The organism is Mycobacterium sp. DHQP2018-32-09 (genome assembly GCF_058148405.1).
The window spans coordinates 1-18352 of the sequence record NZ_JBYVYK010000076.1 but is presented as its reverse complement, the minus strand read 5'-3'; the positions used below and the strand labels follow the sequence as shown (position 1 = coordinate 18352).

Genomic DNA, 18352 nt, shown 5'->3' with positions numbered 1-18352 from the left:
GCCCACACCGCACCGGGCGACGACGGTCACCGCGGCTGCGGCGAACACCGCCGACCCCGGAGCCGCCGACGGTCCCGATGCCGCGCAGCAGGCCGCGCCGACCACGATGTCGGTGACCGCGACCGATCCGGCGCCCCAGGCCGTGCAGTCCAACGCGTCCCCGACGGTGCCCGCCCCGCCCGCCGACCCGGTGGCGGCCCTGCTGGCCGCACCCGGGGTCATTATCAACGCGTTCACCGGCTTCGTCGGATCCCTGCTCACCCCGTTCCTCACTCCAGGACCGGCCGCGCCGATCCAGCTCCCCTCGCTGTGGACCGTATTGGCCTGGGTGCGAAGGGAAATCGACCACACCTTCTTCAACCGCAGCCCCATCGTCAACCCGGTGCAGCTCACCGGGCAGTCGACGACCGGCGTGGTCACCGGACTGCTGAACGCCGTCGACCCCAACGGTGATCCCCTCACCGCCTACGTCACCCAGCAGGGCAGGTACGGCACCGTGGTGATCAACCCCAACGGCACCTACACGTACACCCCACGCATCGCGGTGCCGGCCCAGGGGCTCACCGACAGCTTCACCATCGCCGTCGGCGACGGCCCCGACATGCACCTCGGCGGCCTCCTGGGCGTCGTGCAGCACGTGTTCGAGACCGTCGCACGCTTCTTCGGCATCGCCCAGCCCGACACCGTGGTCAAGACCGTCGCGGTCTCCGTCGTCGGATCTGCCGTGGGCATCCCGCCCGTGGTCGTGACCACCGTCGTGGGGCCGGTGGCGACGCCGAACGGCCCTGCGGTGACCCTCGATTCGTCGGTCGTGGTCGCCGATCTGGACTCCGGCACCCTGAAGGGTGCCACCGTGAAGATCGGGCTCGGGTTCGCCCAGGGGGACAGGCTGACGTACACCCCGACCGCGGGCAACCCCATCACCGGGTCCTACGACGCCGCCACCGGCACGCTCACGCTCACCGGCACGGCCACGGTGGAGCAGTACCAGGCCGCGCTGCGATCGATCACGTTCGACACGACGTCGTCGGCCGTGGTCGCCGTCAAGAACGTCACGATGTCGGTCACCGATCCGCAGAACCTGTCGAGCCTGCCCGCACTGGTCGTCGTCACCATGTTGGCGCTGAGCCTGCCCCCACTGGTGGTCACCACGGCCGTCGGGCCCATCGTCAAGGCGGGGGACCCGCCGGTGCGGCTCGACCCGCTCGTCGTGGTCGCCGACCTCGACTCGCAGTACCTCAAGGGCGCCGTGGTCACCATCGGCGCCGGCTACGCCGCCGGCGACCGGCTGGCGTTCACCCCGTTGAGCGACAACCCGATCCAGGGGTCCTACGACGCCACCACCGGCACGCTCACCCTGACGGGGGCGGCCACGGCGCAGCAATACCAGGATGCGCTGCGGTCGGTGACGTTCGCGACGACGGCGGCCACACTCGGCGTGCGGACGGTCTCGATCGTCGCGACCGACGCCACGGACGTCGCCAGCCCGCCCGGACTCGTCGGCGTCACGGTGGTCGACCTGAACCTGCCCCCCGTCGTGCTCACCACGGTGCTGGGACCCAACCTGGTCCCCGGCGACCCCCCGCGCACGCTCGACGGCCAGCTCGTGGTCACCGACCTCGACTCGCCCACCCTGTCGGGGGCGACGGTGAAGATCGGGCTGGGCTTCACCCCGGGGGACACCCTGGCGTTCACCCCCCTGAGCGACAACCCGATTCGGGGAAGCTACGACACCGCCACCGGAACGTTGACGCTGACGGGCGCGGCCAGCGCCGCGCAGTACCAGGACGCGCTGCGGGCGGTGACGATCTCGACGAGCAGCACCGCCTCGGGCGTCATCAAGGCCCTGACCGTCGTCGTCACCGACGACCAGGGGCTGGCCAGCGCGCCGGGGCTGATCACGGTCACCGGACTCGGCGCCCCCGTCAACGTGCCACCGCTGGTGGTCACCACCGGATTGCTGACCTATTCCGCCGGTACCGGGCCCAGGCAACTCGACGGCACCATCCTGGTCGCCGACGTGGACTCGCCTCTGCTGTCCGGTGCAACGCTGACGCTCGGCGGCGCCTTCACCTCCGCCACCGATGCACTGAATTACGCTGCACCGCAGAACAACCCGATCCAGGGAAGCTACGACGCCGCCACGGGAACGCTGACGCTCACCGGTACCGCCACGGTGGCGCAGTACCAGGAGGCGCTGCGCGCGGTGACGTTCAGCAGCTCGGCGACGACGCCCGTGGGCGTACGGGCGGTCACCATCGAGGTGACCGATGCCGGTGCGGCGACCAGCCCGCCCGCGCTGGTCGCGATCACCGTCGTACACCTGCCGGTCAACGTGCCCTCGATCGTCGCGACGTCGGCCGTCCTGGCCTACACCGCGGGCGGCGCGCCCAAGACCCTCGACCCGCTGCTGACCGTGATCGACGTCGACACCACCGAACTGGCCGGCGCCACCGTGACCATCGGCGCCGGCTACGACAAGGCCACCGACACCCTGGCCTACACCGGCGGGGCAGGTCCGATCTCCGCCCACTTCGACACGGAGACCGGCACGCTCGTGCTGACGGGTTCGGCAACCGTCGCGCAATACCAGGCGGCGCTGCGCGCGGTCACGTTCGCGACGACGTCCTCGGCCGTCGTCGGCGTGCGCACCGTCGGCGTGGTGGTCACCGACGCCGACGCGGTGGCCGGCCTGCCCGGCACCGTCGCCGTGGTGGTCGCGAGCCTGCCGACGCAGATCCCGTCGGTGGTCCTGACGTCGGGACTGCTCACCTACTCCACCGGCAGCGGCCCGAAGGCACTCGATCCGTTGCTCACGGTGGTCGACGTCGACTCGGACACGTTGAGCCGCGCCGTCGTCAAGATCGGCGTCGGCTTCGACCCGCTGGCCGACACCCTGGCCTACGGTGTCACCGGCGGGCCCATCACCGGCCAATTCGATTCCGCGACCGGCGAACTCGTGCTCTCCGGCTCGGCCACGGTCGCGGCCTACCAGCAGGCGCTGCGGGCCGTCACGTTCAGTACGTCCGGCGCGGCCGTCGGCGCACGCACGGTGTCCGTCGTCGTCTCCGACGCCGCCGACGTCCCGAGCGCACCCGGCCTGGTCGCCGTGGTCATCGCGGGCCTGCCCGGCAGTGTTCCCGGCGTGGTGGCGACCGTCCCGGTCAAGGTCTACACCGGCCGCGGCGCAGCCGACGTGCTCGACCCGCTGGCCACCGTCATCGACGTCGACTCCACCTCCGCGACCAAGGCCACCGTCACCATCGGCGGGTACACCGCCGGCGACACGTTGGCCTACACCGGAACCGGGACCATCTCCGGCACCTACGCCGGTGGCGTGCTGACGCTGCAAGGCCCGGGCACCGTGGCCGACTACCAGGCGGCCCTGCGCGCAGTGACCTTCGCCTCCACGGATGCCGTTGGCGTGCGCACCATCTCGATGACGCTGACGTCCGACGGGGTCCAGAGCGCCCCCAGCCTCATGACGCTGACCATCGCCTCGTTGCCGACGGCGGGCAACGTGGCGTCGCTGGTCGCGGCCACCCCCGTCAAGCTCTACACCTCGAACGGCCAGCCCGTCGTGCTGGACCCGCTGGTCACCATCCTCGATCCCGACTCGCCGAACGTGGACAAGGCCACCGTGACCATCACCGGCTACGCGCCAGGGGACGTGTTGGCCTACGGCGGAACCGGCACGATCACCGGAAGCTATGCCGGCGGCGTGCTGACGCTGCAGGGTGCGGGCACCGTGGCCGACTACCAGGCCGCGCTGCGGGCCGTCACGTTCGCCTCCACCGGGCCCGTCGGCGTGCGGTCGGTGGCCATCGTCGTCACCGCCGACGGCGTGTCCAGTGCGCCCACCACGACGCTGCTGACCGTCGCCACCCTGCCGGTGGTGGGCAACACTCCCGCGCTGGTGGCGACCTCACCAGCCGCCCTCTACACCGCGGGCGGCCAGGCCGTGGTGCTGGACGAGCGGGTGACCATCCTCGATCCGGATTCGCCCAACGTCGACCGCGCGACCGTCACCATCACCGGCTACACGTCCGCGGACACGTTGGCGTACACCGGCAACGGCACGATCTCGGGCACGTACGCCGACGGCGTGCTGACGCTGCAGGGTGCGGGCACCGTGGCCGACTACCAGGCCGCCCTGCGGGCCGTCACGTTCGCGTCGACCGACACCGCAGGCGTGCGCGCCATCTCCATCGTGGTGACCGCCGATGGCGTGTCGAGCGTGCCCACCGCCACGGTGCTCACCATCGCCGCCCTGCCGGTGACCGGCAACGTCGGCTCGCTCGTGGTCGCATCGCCGGTCCGGCTGTACACCGGCGCCGGGGCGGCGACCGTCCTCGACCCCACGATCACGATCCTCGACCCGGACTCCACCATCGCCACCGGGGCCACGGTGACCATCGGGGGTTACCAGCCCGGCGACGTCCTGGCCTACGGTGGCACCGGACCCATCACGGGCACGTTCACCGGCGGGGTGTTGACGCTGCAGGGCGACGCGACCCTCGAGCAGTACCAGGACGCGCTACGCCAGGTGACGTTCGGTTCACCTGCGCTGCTGGGGGTGCGCACGCTGTCGATCGACGTCACGGCCGACGGCGTGACCAGTGCACCCGCGCTGGTGACCGTCACCCTCGCACAGCTCCCGATCGCCACCGACGTCCCCCCGGTGGTCGCCACCACCCCGGTCAAGCTCTACGTCGCGGGCGGTCAAGCCGTGCAACTGGATTCGCTGGCCACCGTGCTCGACCCCGACTCCACCGTGACCCGCGCCGTCGTGACGATCGGCGGCTACCAGGCCGGCGACGTGCTGGGTTACGCCGGCTCGGGCACCATCACCGGCACCTTCAGCGGCGGCGTCCTGACCCTGCAGGGCGACGGGACCGCCGCGCAGTACCAGGCCGCCCTGCGCGACGTGACGTTCGCCGCGACGGTGGCCGGCATCCGCGACGTCTCCATCGTGGTCACCGCAGGCGGCCTCGACAGCGCCGCCAGCACCATGCTGCTGACCGTGGCCGCACTTCCCGTCGCGCCCAACGCAGCCACGCTGATCGCCGTCACCCCGGTCAAGCTCTACACCCAGGGTGGAGCCGCCGTCGTCCTCGACCCGCTCGTCACCCTCGTCGACGTCGACTCGGACGCGCCGACCCGCGCCACCGTCGCCATCACCGACTACGACCCGGCCACCGATCGGCTGGGCTACACCGGCACCGGCGCCATCGTCGCCGACTGGGACGCCCAGACGGGCGTGCTGACCCTCAGCGGCACCGGGACCGTGGCGCAGTACCAGGACGCCCTGCGCAGCGTGACGTTCGCCTCGACCGCCACGCTCGGCGTGCGCACGGTGGCGATGACGGTCACCGCCGACGGCGTCACGAACGTGCCGACGACCACCCTCGTCACCGTCGCCACCCTGCCCGTGGTGACCAACACGCCGTCACTGGTCGCGGTCACCCCGGCCGCGCTCTACACCACCATCGGGCAGCCCATGGTGCTCGACGGCGGCATCCGCGTGCTGGACCCGGACTCGACGACCGCGACGAAGGCGACCGTACGGATCGCCGCGGGTTATGCCACCGGCTCGGACGTGCTGTCCTACGGCGCTTCCGGTGCCATCGCCGCGACGTTCGACGCCGTCACCGGCACGTTGACCCTCACCGGCCCGGGAACCGTCGCGGACTATCAGGCCGCCCTGCGCCAGGTCGCCTTCCAGAGTTCGGCGACCGTCGGGGTCCGCACGATCTCGATCGTGCTCACCGCCGACGGCGTCGACAGTGCTCCGACGACGACGCTGGTCACCGTCGCGGCCCTGCCAGCCGTCACCAACACGCCTGCCGTCGTCGCGGCGCTGCCCGTGAAGCTCTACACCGGCGGCGGCAGTGCCGTGGTCCTCGACCCGCTGGTGACCGTCATCGACGTGGACTCCCCAAGCCCCACCGCGGCCACCGTCGCCATCGGAGTCGGCTACGTCCAGGGCCAGGACACGCTGGGCTACACCGGTTCCGGTGGCATCAGCGGATCGTGGAACGCGGCCACGGGCGTCCTCACACTGACGGGTACCGGCACCACCGCGGACTACGAGACCGCGCTGCGTCAGGTGACGTTCGCCTCCACCGCGACGGCGGGCGTCCGCACCGTCGCGATCGTCGTCACCGCCGACGGCGTCCCCAGCGCGCCCACGGCCACCGCCGTCACCATCGCGGCGTTGCCGGTACCGGTGAACGTCCCGTCGGTGCTGGCGACCACGCCGGTGCGGGCGTACACGTCGGGGACGTCGCCGCTGACCCTCGACCCCGCGGTGACCGTCATCGACGTCGACTCGCCGACGGTCACCCGCGCCACCGTGACGATCAACGGTCTCGGCTATCAAAGCGGCGCGGACACACTGGGATTCGCCAACGGGGGCGGGATCACGGGCAGCTGGGATGCCGGCACCGGAACGCTGGTGCTCAGCGGGCCGGCGTCGCTGCAACAGTTCCAGGACGCGCTGCGCACCGTCACGTTCGCCAGCACCGGGACCATCGGCGTGCGGACGGTGTCGATCGTGGTGACCGCCGACGGCGTCGACAGCACCCCGGGACTCGTCGCGGTGACCGTCGTCGCGCCCGCCGCGAACGTGCCGCCGCTGATCACCACGTCGTTGGGACGCACGTACACGGCGGGATCGACGGCGATCGGCCTCGACCCGCTGGTCACCGTCCTCGACGTGAACTCGGCGACGCTGACGGGTGCCACCGTCACCATCGGCACGGGACGCACCGCCACCGACGTCATCGGATACGTGGCGCCACAGAACAACCCGATCCAGTTCGCGTACGACTCCGCGACCGGCGTCGCCACCCTGACCGGGTCGGCGACCGTGGCGCAGTACCAAGAGGCGCTGCGGGCACTCACGTTCTCGTCGAGTTCGACGGCACCGCAGGGCATCCGGGTGGTGACGCTCAGTGCGACCGACGTCGAGGGGGCGACGGGCCCGGCCGCCACGCTGGCGGTGACGGTGCTCGCCAACCAGGCGCCGCTGGTGGTCGGCTCGCTGCTCAACGCCATCCCGTACGTCGCGGGCAACGACGCGGTGGTGCTCGACCCGTTCGTGGTGGTCGCCGACGACTCCACCCAGATCAAGGGTGCGACCGTGCGAATCACCGCGGGCAGGCAGACCGGCGACGTGCTGGGCTTCACGAACGCCTTCGGCATCACCGGGAGTTACGACGGCGCCACCGGCATCCTGTCGCTGACCGGCACCACCACCGTCGAGAACTACCAGGCCGCGCTGCGCTCGGTGACGTTCGCCACCACGTCGACGGCACTGCTCGGACTGCGGACCTTCACGATGGACGTGACCGACGCGCAGAACCTCACCGGGACCTCGCTGCCGTTCACCGCCTCCGTGCTCGGCAACGCGTTGCCGCTGCTGACGGTGTCGCCCGGCAGTCTCAGCGTGTCGATCGCCGGCACGGCGCTACCGCGCGTGGTGGACCCGAACTTCACCATCGCCGACGACTCCACCAAGCTCAAGAGCGCCAGCGTGACCGTCTCCGGCGGGGTCTACGTGCTCGCCAGCGACGCGGTGACGGTGAGTTTGCCGGTCGGCAGCCCCATTTCGGCGAACTGGGACTCGAGCGCCCGCACCCTGACGCTCACCGGCGATGCCACCGCGGCCCAGTACCAGGCCGCGCTGCAGAGCGTCACGTGGAACATCAACGGCACGATCAGCCTCGGCACCCGCACCTTCACGTTCAAGGTCACCGATCAGCAGGGGGCGCAGGCGACCACGACGTCGTCCATCTCGATCATCAGCCTGCTCTAGGAGACCTGCGCCGCCTGATACTGCACCACCTGCCAGGTCGCGCCCGCTTGTACTAGGACCACTCCCACGTGCAGCGAGAGCGGCTCCCGGTCGACGAAGCGGAACGTCGCGGCCAGGTAGGACACCACCACGTGATCTGCGGGAGAACGGGTTTCGAGCACCTCGTAGGTCACGGTCATGCCTGCGGGCTGAGCGGCATAGTAGGCGGCCACGCCGGCGCGGCCCACCACGTACGGTCGCATCCCCTGGAACACCGCGTCATCGGCGAACACCGCGGCCACCGCGTCGGGATCCTGGGCGTCGATGCCCGCCTTCCAGCGGCCCATGACCTCGTGGACGACGCGTTCGGCGGACATCAGTGGCCCGCGCTCTGGCCGCCGTCGACGTGCAGCACCTCGCCGGTGACGAACCGGGCGTTCTCCAGGTACAGCACGGCGTCGACGACGTCGGCGACCTCGCCCACCCGGCCCAGCGGATGCAACCGCGCCAGCTCCGAGTACGCCGACTCGTCGTGCATGGGCGTCCTGACGATGCCGAGCGACACCGTGTTGGAACGGATTCCGCGGTCGGCGTACTCGATGGCCAAGGCCCGCATCGCGGCGTCGACGCCGCCCTTGGTCAACGACGCCAACGCCGACGGCACCGCGGCGTTCGGATGCTCGACGAGCGTCGTCGACATGGCGACGACGTGCCCGCCGTCGCCTTGGCGCAGCATCGCCGCCACGGCCGCCCGCGTCACGTCGAAGAAGCCGCGCAGGTTCACCCCGGTGATGGCCTCGTAGTCCTCGTCGGTGTAGTCCACGAACGACTTCGGGATGAAGATGCCCGCGTTGTCGACCAAGGTGTCGATCCTGCCGAACCGCTCGAGCGCCGCGTCGACGACACGGCGTCCGAAGCCGGGTTCGGCCAGGTCGCCGGGCACGGTCAGCACCAGGGGATCCGGTGACGGTGCGATGCTGCGCGAGGTGGCGACGACGGCGTGACCGAGGCGGCGATAGCCGTCGACCAGACCCGCACCGATGCCCTGGGAGGCTCCGGTGACGAGCGCGACGCGTGGGGTGGTGGTCATGTCGAGATCCCTTCTGCTGGTGACTCGTGGAACGCTGTCCGAATCAACGCTGTCCCGGTCAACGCCGCCGCACCGGGCAGTCGTCCCGCCGGCCGGGACCGGAATGCTCACTGCTGATAGGCGGGACCTCCCAGTGGATTACGCTGACCACCGTGGAGCTGCGGCAACTGCGCTACTTCGTCACGGTCGCCGAGGAGTTGAACTTCGGCAGGGCCGCCGAACGGCTGCGCATCGCGGGCCCGTCGCTCTCCCAGCAGATCAAGGCCCTCGAACGCGACCTCAAGGTACGGCTGTTCGACCGCGATCGCCGCTCGGTGGCGCTGACCGCCGCCGGTGTGGACCTGCTCCCGCGGGCGCGGGCGCTGGTGGGGGAAGCCGACGCCCTGCGGCGACATGCGTTGGGGCTCAGCGCAACCGAACCCGTCCGCATCGGCTACGTGCAGTGGTGTCCCGTGGACTGGACGCAGCGGGCCGCCGGCGTCGCGAACGTCCGCGTCGACCCCTGGGTGATGCCGTCCCACGTCCAGGCCGGCCGCATCGCCGACGGCGGACTGGACCTGGCGGTCTGCTGGGTGCAGGCCTCCGATCTCGACGCCCTGAACCTCCACGCGCGCCTGGTGGGCGTCGACCGGCTGTACGCGGTGTCGACCGCCGCCGGCGGGCACCCGGTCGCCGCACGCGACGTCACGGTGCTGGCCGACGCCGACGAGGCGAGCTGGTCGTCCTGGAATCGCTACGCCGAGGAGTTCGCGTCCACCACCGGAGCGAGGCTGGTACGCGTCGACGACGGCGGCGTCACCGGGCCCACCTTCTTCGATCACGTCCGCCGCCTGCGAGTTCCGGTGATCGTCAACCCGAAGGGTCAGGGCGACCCCACCCCGACCGATCTGGTCCGCCACGCCGTGACGTCGTCGGCGCCGCTGTGGACGTGGTCGTTGGTGTGGCGGCGCGCCGAGGACGACCCCGCCGTACTCGCCGTCGTCGACGCGTTCACGGCCGACGTGGACCGCTCGCCGCTGTCGGATCCGGACGGGTGGTTGCCCGCCGAGGACCCGCACCGACCCCCGATCGTCTGAGTTCGGCGCAGCCCAGCAGCACGACGGCCGCGGCCGCCGCGACCGCGACGATGCCGCCCGACGCGAGGAGGGCCTGCCGAAACCCGTGGGACAGCAGCGGGGCGACGATCAGCGGGCCCGCGATCTGGCCCAGCGAGTACCCCACCGTGAGCACGGCGACGGCCTTCGGGAACCCCAGCTGCCGACCCGCCGCCACCGCGAGGGTGCTGACGCCGATGAACGTGCCGCCGAACGCGACGGCACCCACGAGCGCCGCCGCGGCACCCGGTGCGACCGCCGGCAGCGCGACACCGACGGCCTGCACGCCCAACGCCACCGTCAACAGCACGGGTGCCGACCAGCGCGTCGCGGCCCACGCCCACAGCACCGCCGACGGCGCGGCCGCCACGCCGACGAGGATCCAGGCGCCCGCCCCGAGATGCCCCGGCGCGGTTTGGGCGATGGCCGCCACCAGGAACGTGCCCGCGATGACGTAGCCGACGCCCTCCAGCGTGTAGCAGACCAGCAGCACCGCGAACCAGGGTCGCGAGCGGCCCTCGGCGACGGGCTCCACGGACGCCGCGACCTCCGGCGCGCCTCGCAGATGCCATGCCACGGCAGCCGCGCACGCCGCCACCCCGGCGGCCGCCCACCAGGCGATGCGCCACCCGGCCGCGCTCACCCCGAGGACCAGCGCGCCCGACACCGCGATGCCCACGCCCACCCCGCCGAAGCCCCACCCCGGAAGCTGAGCGGACCGGCCGCGCGCATGGTCGAGCATCCAGTCGACCGCGATCACGAACACCGCTGCGCTGACGAACCCGGCGACCAACCGCAGCACCGCCCACGTCGGCACGTCGTGCGCCCACGCCATGGCTGCCAACGTCGCCACCACGCCGACGAGCGCCGCGCGCCACGCCGGCGTCGTCCGCAGCGCCCGCGGCGCCACCACGCCGGCGAGGGCGCCCAGCAGGTACCCGACGTAGTTGGCGGTCGCCAGCACGGACGCGGCCGTCGGGGACAGCCCCGTTTGCGCCGTCATCAACGGCAGGATCGGGGTGTAGACGAAGCGCCCGATGCCCATGGCGGCGGCCAAACCGGCCGCGCCCCTGGCGATGTGGACGTGCGGATGGCGACCGTTCATTCCGCCATGGTCGGCCGTGGCGTCACGTCGCGGCCACGACCGAATTCCTCGCAGCTGAAAGCCGCCGTCTCACAGCGCTATCGGGGGAGCGTCTTCGGGGGAGCGTCGTTGGGGGCTTGCCTGCGGTGGCCTTGCCCGCGGGGACCTACTGCGGGGGCAGCAGCGGCGGAGGCGGTGCCGACACCACCGGCTGGTACGGCGCCGCACCCGGGGCGCCTGGCGTCGCGGGCGGCGTGTCGTAGTAGCCGGGCGGTGGGGGACCGTTGAGCGGGTAGTAGCCCGGCGGCAACGCCGGGCCGCCGCCCTGCTCCTTGGGGGCCACGGGCGGACCGTTGGACTCCGGCGCGTTGATGGACGTGTATCCCGGCGGCAGCTGCGGCGCGGGACCGGCCCCCGGCGGCGGTGCGCCCGGCGCGGGCATGGCACCCACGGGCGCCCCCGCGTAGTCGAACGGATCCTTGGCCTGATGCCACGCGTCGCGCAGGAAGCCCAGCGGCCCCGAACCGGACCCGTACTGCGGGTTCTGGATCTCGGGAACCATCGGTGGCCCGCCGACCGGCGGAGGAGCCGGCGGCGCGTCGCCGCCCGCCACGTCCTGCACGACCACTGGCTGACCCGGCGGCACCGGAACGCCCGGCGTCGGCGTCGGGACGGCGGGTTCGGCGGCCGCCGCACCGGCGAGGCCGAGCGCGCCGGCCCCTAGTGCGGCGCCGGCGAGCAGGAGCGTTGCCGCGGCCCGGGTGCGACGGTGGGTTTGTCCGGTCATGGGGTACGAGGCTAGCCCCTCGAGGCCCCGCGTGCGACGGGCTCGGGGATCCTCCCCGCGGGCGGGCCGTCTCAGACCGTGGGCCCCAGCAGGTCGTCGGCGTCCTTGATCACGTAGCCGTAGCCCTGCTCGGCGAGGAATCGCTGGCGGTGCGCGGCGTACTCCGCGTCCAGGCTGTCCCGCGAGACCACCGAGTAGAACACCGCGCCACCCCCGTCGGCCTTCGGCCGCAGCAGCCGGCCCAGCCGCTGAGCCTCCTCCTGCCGCGACCCGAACGTGCCCGACACCTGCACCGCCACGCTGGCCTCCGGCAGGTCGATCGAGAAGTTCGCCACCTTCGACACCACCAACGTGCGGATCTCCCCGCTGCGGAACTGATCGAACAGCACCTCGCGCTCGGCGTTCTTCGTCGACCCCTGGATGACGGGTGCGTTCAGCTCCTGGCCCAGCTCGTCGAGCTGGTCGAGGTACGCACCGATGATCAGCGTCGGCTCGCCGACGTGTTTCTCCAGGATCGACTTCACCACCGCGATCTTGGTGTGCGCCGTGGAGCACAGCTTGTAGCGCTCGTCCGGCTCCGCCGTGGCGTAGATCATCCGCTCGTTGTCGGTCATGGTCACCCGCACCTCGATGCACTCCGCGGGCGCGATCCACCCCTGTGCCTCGATGTCCTTCCACGGCGCGTCGTACCGCTTCGGGCCGATGAGGCTGAACACGTCGCCCTCGCGGCCGTCCTCGCGGATCAGCGTGGCCGTCAACCCCAGCCGCCTGCGCGACTGCAGATCGGCGGTCATCCGGAACACCGGCGCGGGCAGCAGGTGCACCTCGTCGTAGACGATCAGACCCCAGTCCCGGCTGTCGAACAGCTCCAGATGCCGGTACTCGCCCTTCGTGCGTCGCGTGATCACCTGGTAGGTGGCGATGGTGACCGGGCGGATCTCCTTCTTCTCACCCGAGTACTCGCCGACCTCCTCCTCGGTGAGCGACGTCCGCGCGATCAACTCGCGCTTCCACTGCCTGCCCGCCACGGTGTTCGTCACCAGGATGAGCGTGGTGGCCCCCGCCTTCGCCATGGCGGCAGCGCCGACGAGCGTCTTGCCCGCACCGCACGGCAGCACCACCACACCCGACCCGCCCGCCCAGAACGACTCGACCGCCATCTCCTGGTAGTCCCGCAGCTGCCAGCCGTCCTGCTGCAGGTCGATGGGATGCGCCTCGCCGTCGACGTAACCCGCCAGATCCTCGGCGGGCCAGCCGACCTTGAGCAGCATCTGCTTGACGCGGCCGCGCTCGCTGGGGTGCACCACCACCGTGTCGTCGTCGATGCGGGCGCCCAGCATGGGGCTGATCTTCTTGTTGCGCAGCACCTCCTCGAGCACCGCGCGATCGAGGCTGACCAGCGTCAACCCCTGCGTCGGATGCTTGACGAGCTGCAGCCGGCCGTAGCGGGCCATGGTGTCGACGATGTCGACCAGCAACGGTTGCGGCACCGCATACCGGGAGAAGTTCACCAGGGCGTCGACCACCTGCTCGGCGTCGTGACCCGCCGCGCGGGCGTTCCACAGCGCCAGCGGCGTGATGCGATACGTGTGGACGTGCTCCGGGGCCCGCTCCAGCTCCGCGAACGGAGCGATGGCGGCGCGGGCCGCACCGGCCTGCTCGTGGTCGATCTCGAGCAGCACGGTCTTGTCGGATTGCACGATGAGGGGGCCGTCGGTCACCTTGGCTCCGATCCTGCAGAGGGCATGCGTTCCATTATTCAGAGTCGGCCGACACGACCGACGTCACGCGATGGATCGCGAACTCGCGCACCCGCCCCGCGGCCGGGTCGTACGCCGAGAGCTGACCGCCGCGCACGTTGATCGGGGCCACCACCCGCTGCGTCGCCACCCCGGCGGGATCCACGTAGCCGATCACCACCGACGCCTGCTGATGCGCCGCCGACTGCAACTGCGCCATGGCCTCGGCCGGATCCAACCGGGCCCCACGCGTCGGGCCCGCGCCCATCTTGCGCAGCACGGCGACGATCGCGCCCAGCGTCTGCACGTTGGGTTGCGAGGCCGCGCGGTAACTGCGGCGCCGCGCCAGCGTGGGTACCCGGGCGCCCCGCGCGCGGATGTCGACGACGGCACCCGACCAATCCTCGGCGGCCGGCGCGAACCCCGCCGCGCGCAGCCCCGCCAGCACGTCGGCGATCGGCGCCGCCGACACCGCCACCGTCGGCGCCAACGTCCGCATCTCCACCGCCGCCATCGCGGGCGCGGCCACCGCCTGCGCCAGCAGCGCGGGATCCTCGCACCGCACGAACGCCGCCGCCATGCCCACCCGCAGCTGACCGTGCCTGCGGGCCACGTCGTCGACCAGGTAGGTCAGCCCCTGCGGCACCGGCGTCTTCGAGTGGCGCTCGAACAGCGCATGCACCTCGCCGGCCGTCCGCCCGGTGTCCAGCGCGCGCCGGATCGACGCCTCGCTGATCCGGTAGACCATCGCCGCGCCCGCCGACTCGACCGTCGCCACCGCCGCCAGCTGCTCGGCCAGCCCGCGCTCCAGCGGACCGGGCACCACCACCGTCAGGTCGGCCTGCAGCAGGAAGTGGTCGATGGGGGCCGGCAGCACCTTCTCCATGGCCGCGATCACCCGGTCCTCGGACGCCGCGTCGCCCGGCGAACCGGTCAGCAGCAACCGCGTCGGCGTCGCCAGCGCGCCGCGGCCCACCGCGCCCAGCGCGTGCGCCTCGGTCAACAGCGCGTCCACCGGCTTCGGTTGCAGTCGCGCCGCCCAGCGCGGGCGCCGCCACGCCAGCGCGGCCGCGGCCGACGTCGCGTCGACACCCGACCCCTCCGGCAAGTCCGCCAGCATCCCCAGCAGCAGCCGCCGATCCAGCGGGGCCGCCGTCGAGTACAGCGAATCCGTCAGTGCGCCATAGGGTTTGCCGTCCGGGCCGCGATCGCCGATCAGGCTCGGCCGCGACGGCAGATCCACCCACGTCGACAGCACCAGCTGCCACCGCGCCGCCGTCGAGGACTCCACGAATCGGTCCGACGCCACCGTCGGCGCCCAATACGAGCCGACGTCGAGCGGTTCCGGGTCCGGCACGCCCGCCGAGATCAACCCCGCCGCCGCGGCCACCTCCAGGATCAGGCCCAGCCGTCCCTCGTCGATGCCCGTCGCCTTGGTGAGCTTCTTCATCTCGCGCACCCCGAGGCCGCCGCTGCGCAGCTCCGGGATCGGCGACGCCGACAGCGACTCCAACACCACCTCGACCTCGCGCAGGAAGTCGATCGCCGCACCCGCGGCGGCACCGTCGACGTCGGCGACCGCCAACGTCGAGACCACCGGATCCGGAGGCGCGAGGCCCGTCGGCCCCGGCTGCTGCCCGCGCAGCACCTGACCCACGACGCGCGGCAGGATCACGGTTTCGTCGTCGAGCCTGCGCAGCAGCCCCGCGGCCAACAGCCGCGGCACCGGTCGCTCCGCCGGGGTGTCCGGCGCGGCGTCCCGCGTCCGGCCCACCGGGGAACCGTCGACCAACCGCTCCAGCAGATCGCGCTGACCCTCGTCCAGACCCGCCAGTGCCGCCGCCACCGCGGTGACGTCCGGCGGTTCCAGCTCCGCCACCGCCTGCCCCGGATACCACGGCAGGCCCGACGCCACGTCGGCCGCGACCCGCACCGCGTCGTCCCCCCACACCAGTGCGCGCGCCCTCAGGTCGGCCACCGCCGCGTCCACCCGCAGGTCCCCACCCAGCAGGTCGCGCAGCCGGCCGAGCGGCACCGCCGCAGCGTCGGCGTGCAGCACCAACAGTGCATCGAGCACGCAGAGCCGCAGGTAGTCGAGGTCGTCGGTGGCGGCCTTCACCGACTGCCTGGACTGTGCCCGAGCGGCCAGCGCGGCCAACGAGGCCGGCGGCGGGGAGGTGAGATCGGGACGCAACTCCAGCAGGCGGATCAACTGCTCGTCGGACAGGCCGGCCAACCAGGCGCCCAGCGGCACGGCGGGGTTGGGTTCGGTCATCGACGACCAGACTAGGCCAGCCGGGCGGTGTCGCCAGTCATCGCCTTACCTGCCACAATGATCGACGTGGCTGACAAGAAGAAGAACCACTACGTCGACAACGGCTGGCCGGAAACCGGTGACGGCGAGCACGCCGTCAGCGAACTCGCCACCGACCGCACCGGCGCGCTGTCGCCGTTCGGTGACGTGACGTTCCCGCTTCCCGCCGACGACCTGCCGTACACGCACCCGGTCACCGTCGTCAACAAGTAACCGTGGCCCACGCGGAGCGTCCAGGGCAGGCACTCTCGCACCTCGACGACGAGGGTGCGGCCCACATGGTCGACGTCACCGCCAAGCAACCCACCCGGCGTACCGCCGTCGCCCGCGCCACACTGCACACGCGGCCCGACGTCGTGGATCTCATCGCCTCCGGCGGGCTGCCCAAGGGCGATGCCCTGGCCACCGCGCGCGTCGCAGGCATCATGGCGGCCAAACGCACCAGCGAGCTCATCCCGCTGTGCCACCAGCTTGCGCTCACCGGCGTCGACGTCGCCTTCACGGTCCTCGACGCCGAGATCGGCATCACCGCCACCGTGCACACCACCGACCGCACCGGCGTCGAGATGGAGGCGCTCACCGCCGCCAGCGTCGCCGGGCTCACCCTCTACGACATGCTCAAGGCCGTCGACCCCGCCGCCACCATCGACGACATCGCCGTGGTGCGCAAGGAGGGCGGCAAGACCGGGCACTGGGAGCGCTGATGGCCACGCGTTCGGCTCGAGTCGTCGTCGCGTCCACCCGGGCCGCCACCGGCGTGTACACCGACCGCGGCGGCCCCGTCATCGTCGACTGGCTGACCGCCCGCGGGTTCACGGTGCCCCACCCGGTCGTCGTCCCCGACGGCGACGAGGTGCGCCGGGCGCTGCAGGCCGCGCTCGCCGACCGGGTCGACGTCGTCCTCACCACCGGCGGGACCGGCATCTCGCCCACCGACCGCACGGCCGACATCACCGCAGACCTCGTCGACCACCAGATCCCCGGCCTCGCCGACGCGATTCGCCGCTCCGGGCTGCCGCACGTGCCCACCTCGGTGCTGTCGCGCGGCGTGTGCGGCGTGCGGGGCTCGACGCTGATCGTCAACCTGCCGGGCTCCACCGGTGGCGTGCGCGACGGCCTGGGCGTGCTCGCCGAGGTCCTCGAGCACGCGCTGGACCAACTCGCGGGCGGTGACCACCGATGACGGCCGTGCTGCGGGCGGCGCTGACGTCCGACCTCATCGACCTGGCCGAACACGAGGCGCTGGTGGGGCATCGCGCCGCGGGTGCCGTGGTCGGCTTCTCCGGGGTGGTGCGCGACCACGACGGCGGCCGCGGTGTCACGCGGCTGGAATACTCCGCACATCCGAGTGCGGCCGCGGTCCTGGCCGAGGTGGCCGCCGAGATCGCGGGCAACGCCGACGGCGTACGCGCCATCGCCGTGAGCCACCGCGTCGGCGAGCTGCACATCGGGGATGCCGCGCTGGTGGCCGCCGTCGCCGCCGATCACCGTCGCGCCGCCTTCGACACCTGCGCGCGGCTGGTGGACCTGGTCAAGGAGCGGCTGCCCGTGTGGAAGCACCAGTTCTTCACCGACGGCTCGCAGGAGTGGGTCGGTTCGGCGTAGTCCGGCGTCCCGGTCAGGCCCGGTGGCCGCCGGTGATGTCCGCCGGTGACACGAGGAAGGCCCCCACGCAGCGCGTGGGGGCCTTCCTCGTTCGAGCAGTCGTTGCGGGCTACGCGCCCGGGACGGGCAGCGGAGCCGGGGCTGCCGGGTCCACCGGAGCCGGAGGCGGCACCGGGGCACCCGGGGCGTCCGGCGCCGGCGCACCTGCGGGCAGCGGGGCGCCGGGAGCCGGCGGCAGCTGCTCGCCCGGCATCACCGGAACGTTCGGTCCGCCGGCCTGCTCCGGGTACGGCGTGTTCATGCCGCGCTGGGCGAGGCCCATGATGAGTGCTTCCTTGCCGCTGATCTCCTGGTTCTGCACGGCGTGCCAGAGATCCTTGAGGTAGCTGGTGTTGGCGCCCTCGTTGCCGCGGGCCGCCGGATCCATCGTCGAGCCCGGAGGCGGCGCGTCGGGGCTGGCGAGATGCGGCACGCCGTCCGGGGGAGGCGCGATACCGGCAGCGGCGGGGTCGGCGGCGGGCGCGGGGGTGCCGTCGGCCAGCGCCAGTGGGCCGGGTGCCGGTGCGGGAGCGGGTGCCGGTGCGGAAGCGTCGGGCGTCGGCAGCACCGGCGGGGCCGGCGGAGCGGGCTCGAGCGGCAGATCGCCGCGACCCAACGACCACGTCTGCGGCTGATCCGCGGGCGGCGGGGTGACGTCCCAGTTGCCCGCTTCGACGATCTGCGGGGCTCCGGGAGCGGGAGCGGCCTCGGGGGCGGGTGCCGGCGGGAGGTCCGCGGGTGCCGGGGGCAGGTCGGCGGGTGCCGGGGGGAGATCCGCGGGGGCCGGGGGCAGGTCCGCGGG

At 72.4% G+C, this 18352-nt stretch carries 12 protein-coding genes and 1 pseudogene; 6 read left to right on the top strand and 7 right to left on the bottom strand.

All coding sequences use genetic code 11. The annotated features are described in order from the left end of the window. Positions 1-166 precede the first annotated feature (166 nt). Positions 167-7819, top strand: a complete 7653-nt coding sequence (locus tag AC30CM_RS25460) for a cadherin-like domain-containing protein (RefSeq protein ID WP_490119697.1) — start codon at positions 167-169, stop codon at positions 7817-7819. Here AC30CM_RS25460 and AC30CM_RS25455 read toward each other — a convergent pair. Together AC30CM_RS25455 and AC30CM_RS25450 are read right to left on the bottom strand one after the other, a co-directional pair. Further along, on the bottom strand, positions 7816-8175 hold the full coding sequence (locus tag AC30CM_RS25455) for an SgcJ/EcaC family oxidoreductase (protein WP_490119696.1): 360 nt from the start codon (positions 8173-8175) through the stop codon (positions 7816-7818). The genes AC30CM_RS25460 and AC30CM_RS25455 overlap by 4 nt on opposite strands. Next, positions 8175-8888, bottom strand: a complete 714-nt coding sequence (locus AC30CM_RS25450) for an SDR family NAD(P)-dependent oxidoreductase (RefSeq protein ID WP_490119695.1) — start codon at positions 8886-8888, stop codon at positions 8175-8177. The genes AC30CM_RS25455 and AC30CM_RS25450 overlap by 1 nt, the downstream gene beginning before the upstream one ends. 152 nt (positions 8889-9040) lie before the next feature. Between AC30CM_RS25450 and AC30CM_RS25445 the strand changes: the two genes are divergently transcribed. Continuing rightward, positions 9041-9964: a LysR family transcriptional regulator gene (locus tag AC30CM_RS25445; protein WP_490119694.1), complete on the top strand. Its 924-nt coding sequence runs from the start codon at positions 9041-9043 to the stop codon at positions 9962-9964. Here the strand turns inward: AC30CM_RS25445 and AC30CM_RS25440 are convergent. The 4 genes from AC30CM_RS25440 to AC30CM_RS25425 form a co-directional block, all read right to left on the bottom strand. Further along, positions 9879-11087 (bottom strand): YbfB/YjiJ family MFS transporter, encoded by a 1209-nt coding sequence (locus AC30CM_RS25440; RefSeq protein WP_490119693.1) that lies wholly within the window; start codon positions 11085-11087, stop codon positions 9879-9881. The genes AC30CM_RS25445 and AC30CM_RS25440 overlap by 86 nt on opposite strands. A gap of 145 nt (positions 11088-11232) precedes the next feature. Next, entirely contained in the window at positions 11233-11853 is a 621-nt protein-coding gene (locus tag AC30CM_RS25435; RefSeq protein ID WP_490119692.1) for a hypothetical protein, read from the bottom strand. Positions 11854-11924: 71 nt separating this feature from the next. Continuing rightward, entirely contained in the window at positions 11925-13574 is a 1650-nt protein-coding gene (locus tag AC30CM_RS25430) for a DNA repair helicase XPB (RefSeq protein WP_490119691.1), read from the bottom strand. A 34-nt stretch (positions 13575-13608) separates the two neighbouring features. Then, positions 13609-15867 carry a helicase-associated domain-containing protein gene (locus tag AC30CM_RS25425; RefSeq protein WP_490119690.1) on the bottom strand — a complete coding sequence of 753 codons (2259 nt, stop codon included), beginning with the start codon at positions 15865-15867 and terminating at the stop codon, positions 13609-13611. Between the two features lie 57 nt (positions 15868-15924). On the opposite strand from AC30CM_RS25425, the gene AC30CM_RS25420 reads away from it, so the two are divergent. From AC30CM_RS25420 to AC30CM_RS25405, 4 genes are read left to right on the top strand one after another with little or no spacing between them, the layout of a single operon-like run. Next, positions 15925-16119, top strand: a complete 195-nt coding sequence (locus tag AC30CM_RS25420) for a hypothetical protein (protein WP_490119689.1) — start codon at positions 15925-15927, stop codon at positions 16117-16119. 2 nt (positions 16120-16121) lie between these two features. After that, complete coding sequence (gene moaC / locus AC30CM_RS25415; RefSeq protein WP_490119688.1) at positions 16122-16610, top strand: cyclic pyranopterin monophosphate synthase MoaC; 489 nt, start codon at positions 16122-16124, stop codon at positions 16608-16610. Further along, positions 16610-17089 (top strand): MogA/MoaB family molybdenum cofactor biosynthesis protein, encoded by a 480-nt coding sequence (locus tag AC30CM_RS25410; RefSeq protein ID WP_490119687.1) that lies wholly within the window; start codon positions 16610-16612, stop codon positions 17087-17089. Before moaC ends, AC30CM_RS25410 begins: the two co-directional genes overlap by 1 nt. Then, entirely contained in the window at positions 17086-17511 is a 426-nt protein-coding gene (locus AC30CM_RS25405) for a molybdenum cofactor biosynthesis protein MoaE (RefSeq protein WP_490119686.1), read from the top strand. The genes AC30CM_RS25410 and AC30CM_RS25405 overlap by 4 nt, the downstream gene beginning before the upstream one ends. Positions 17512-17620: 109 nt before the next feature. Here AC30CM_RS25405 and AC30CM_RS25400 read toward each other — a convergent pair. Next, positions 17621-18352: pseudogene (locus tag AC30CM_RS25400) on the bottom strand (transglycosylase family protein); the annotation flags it as partial.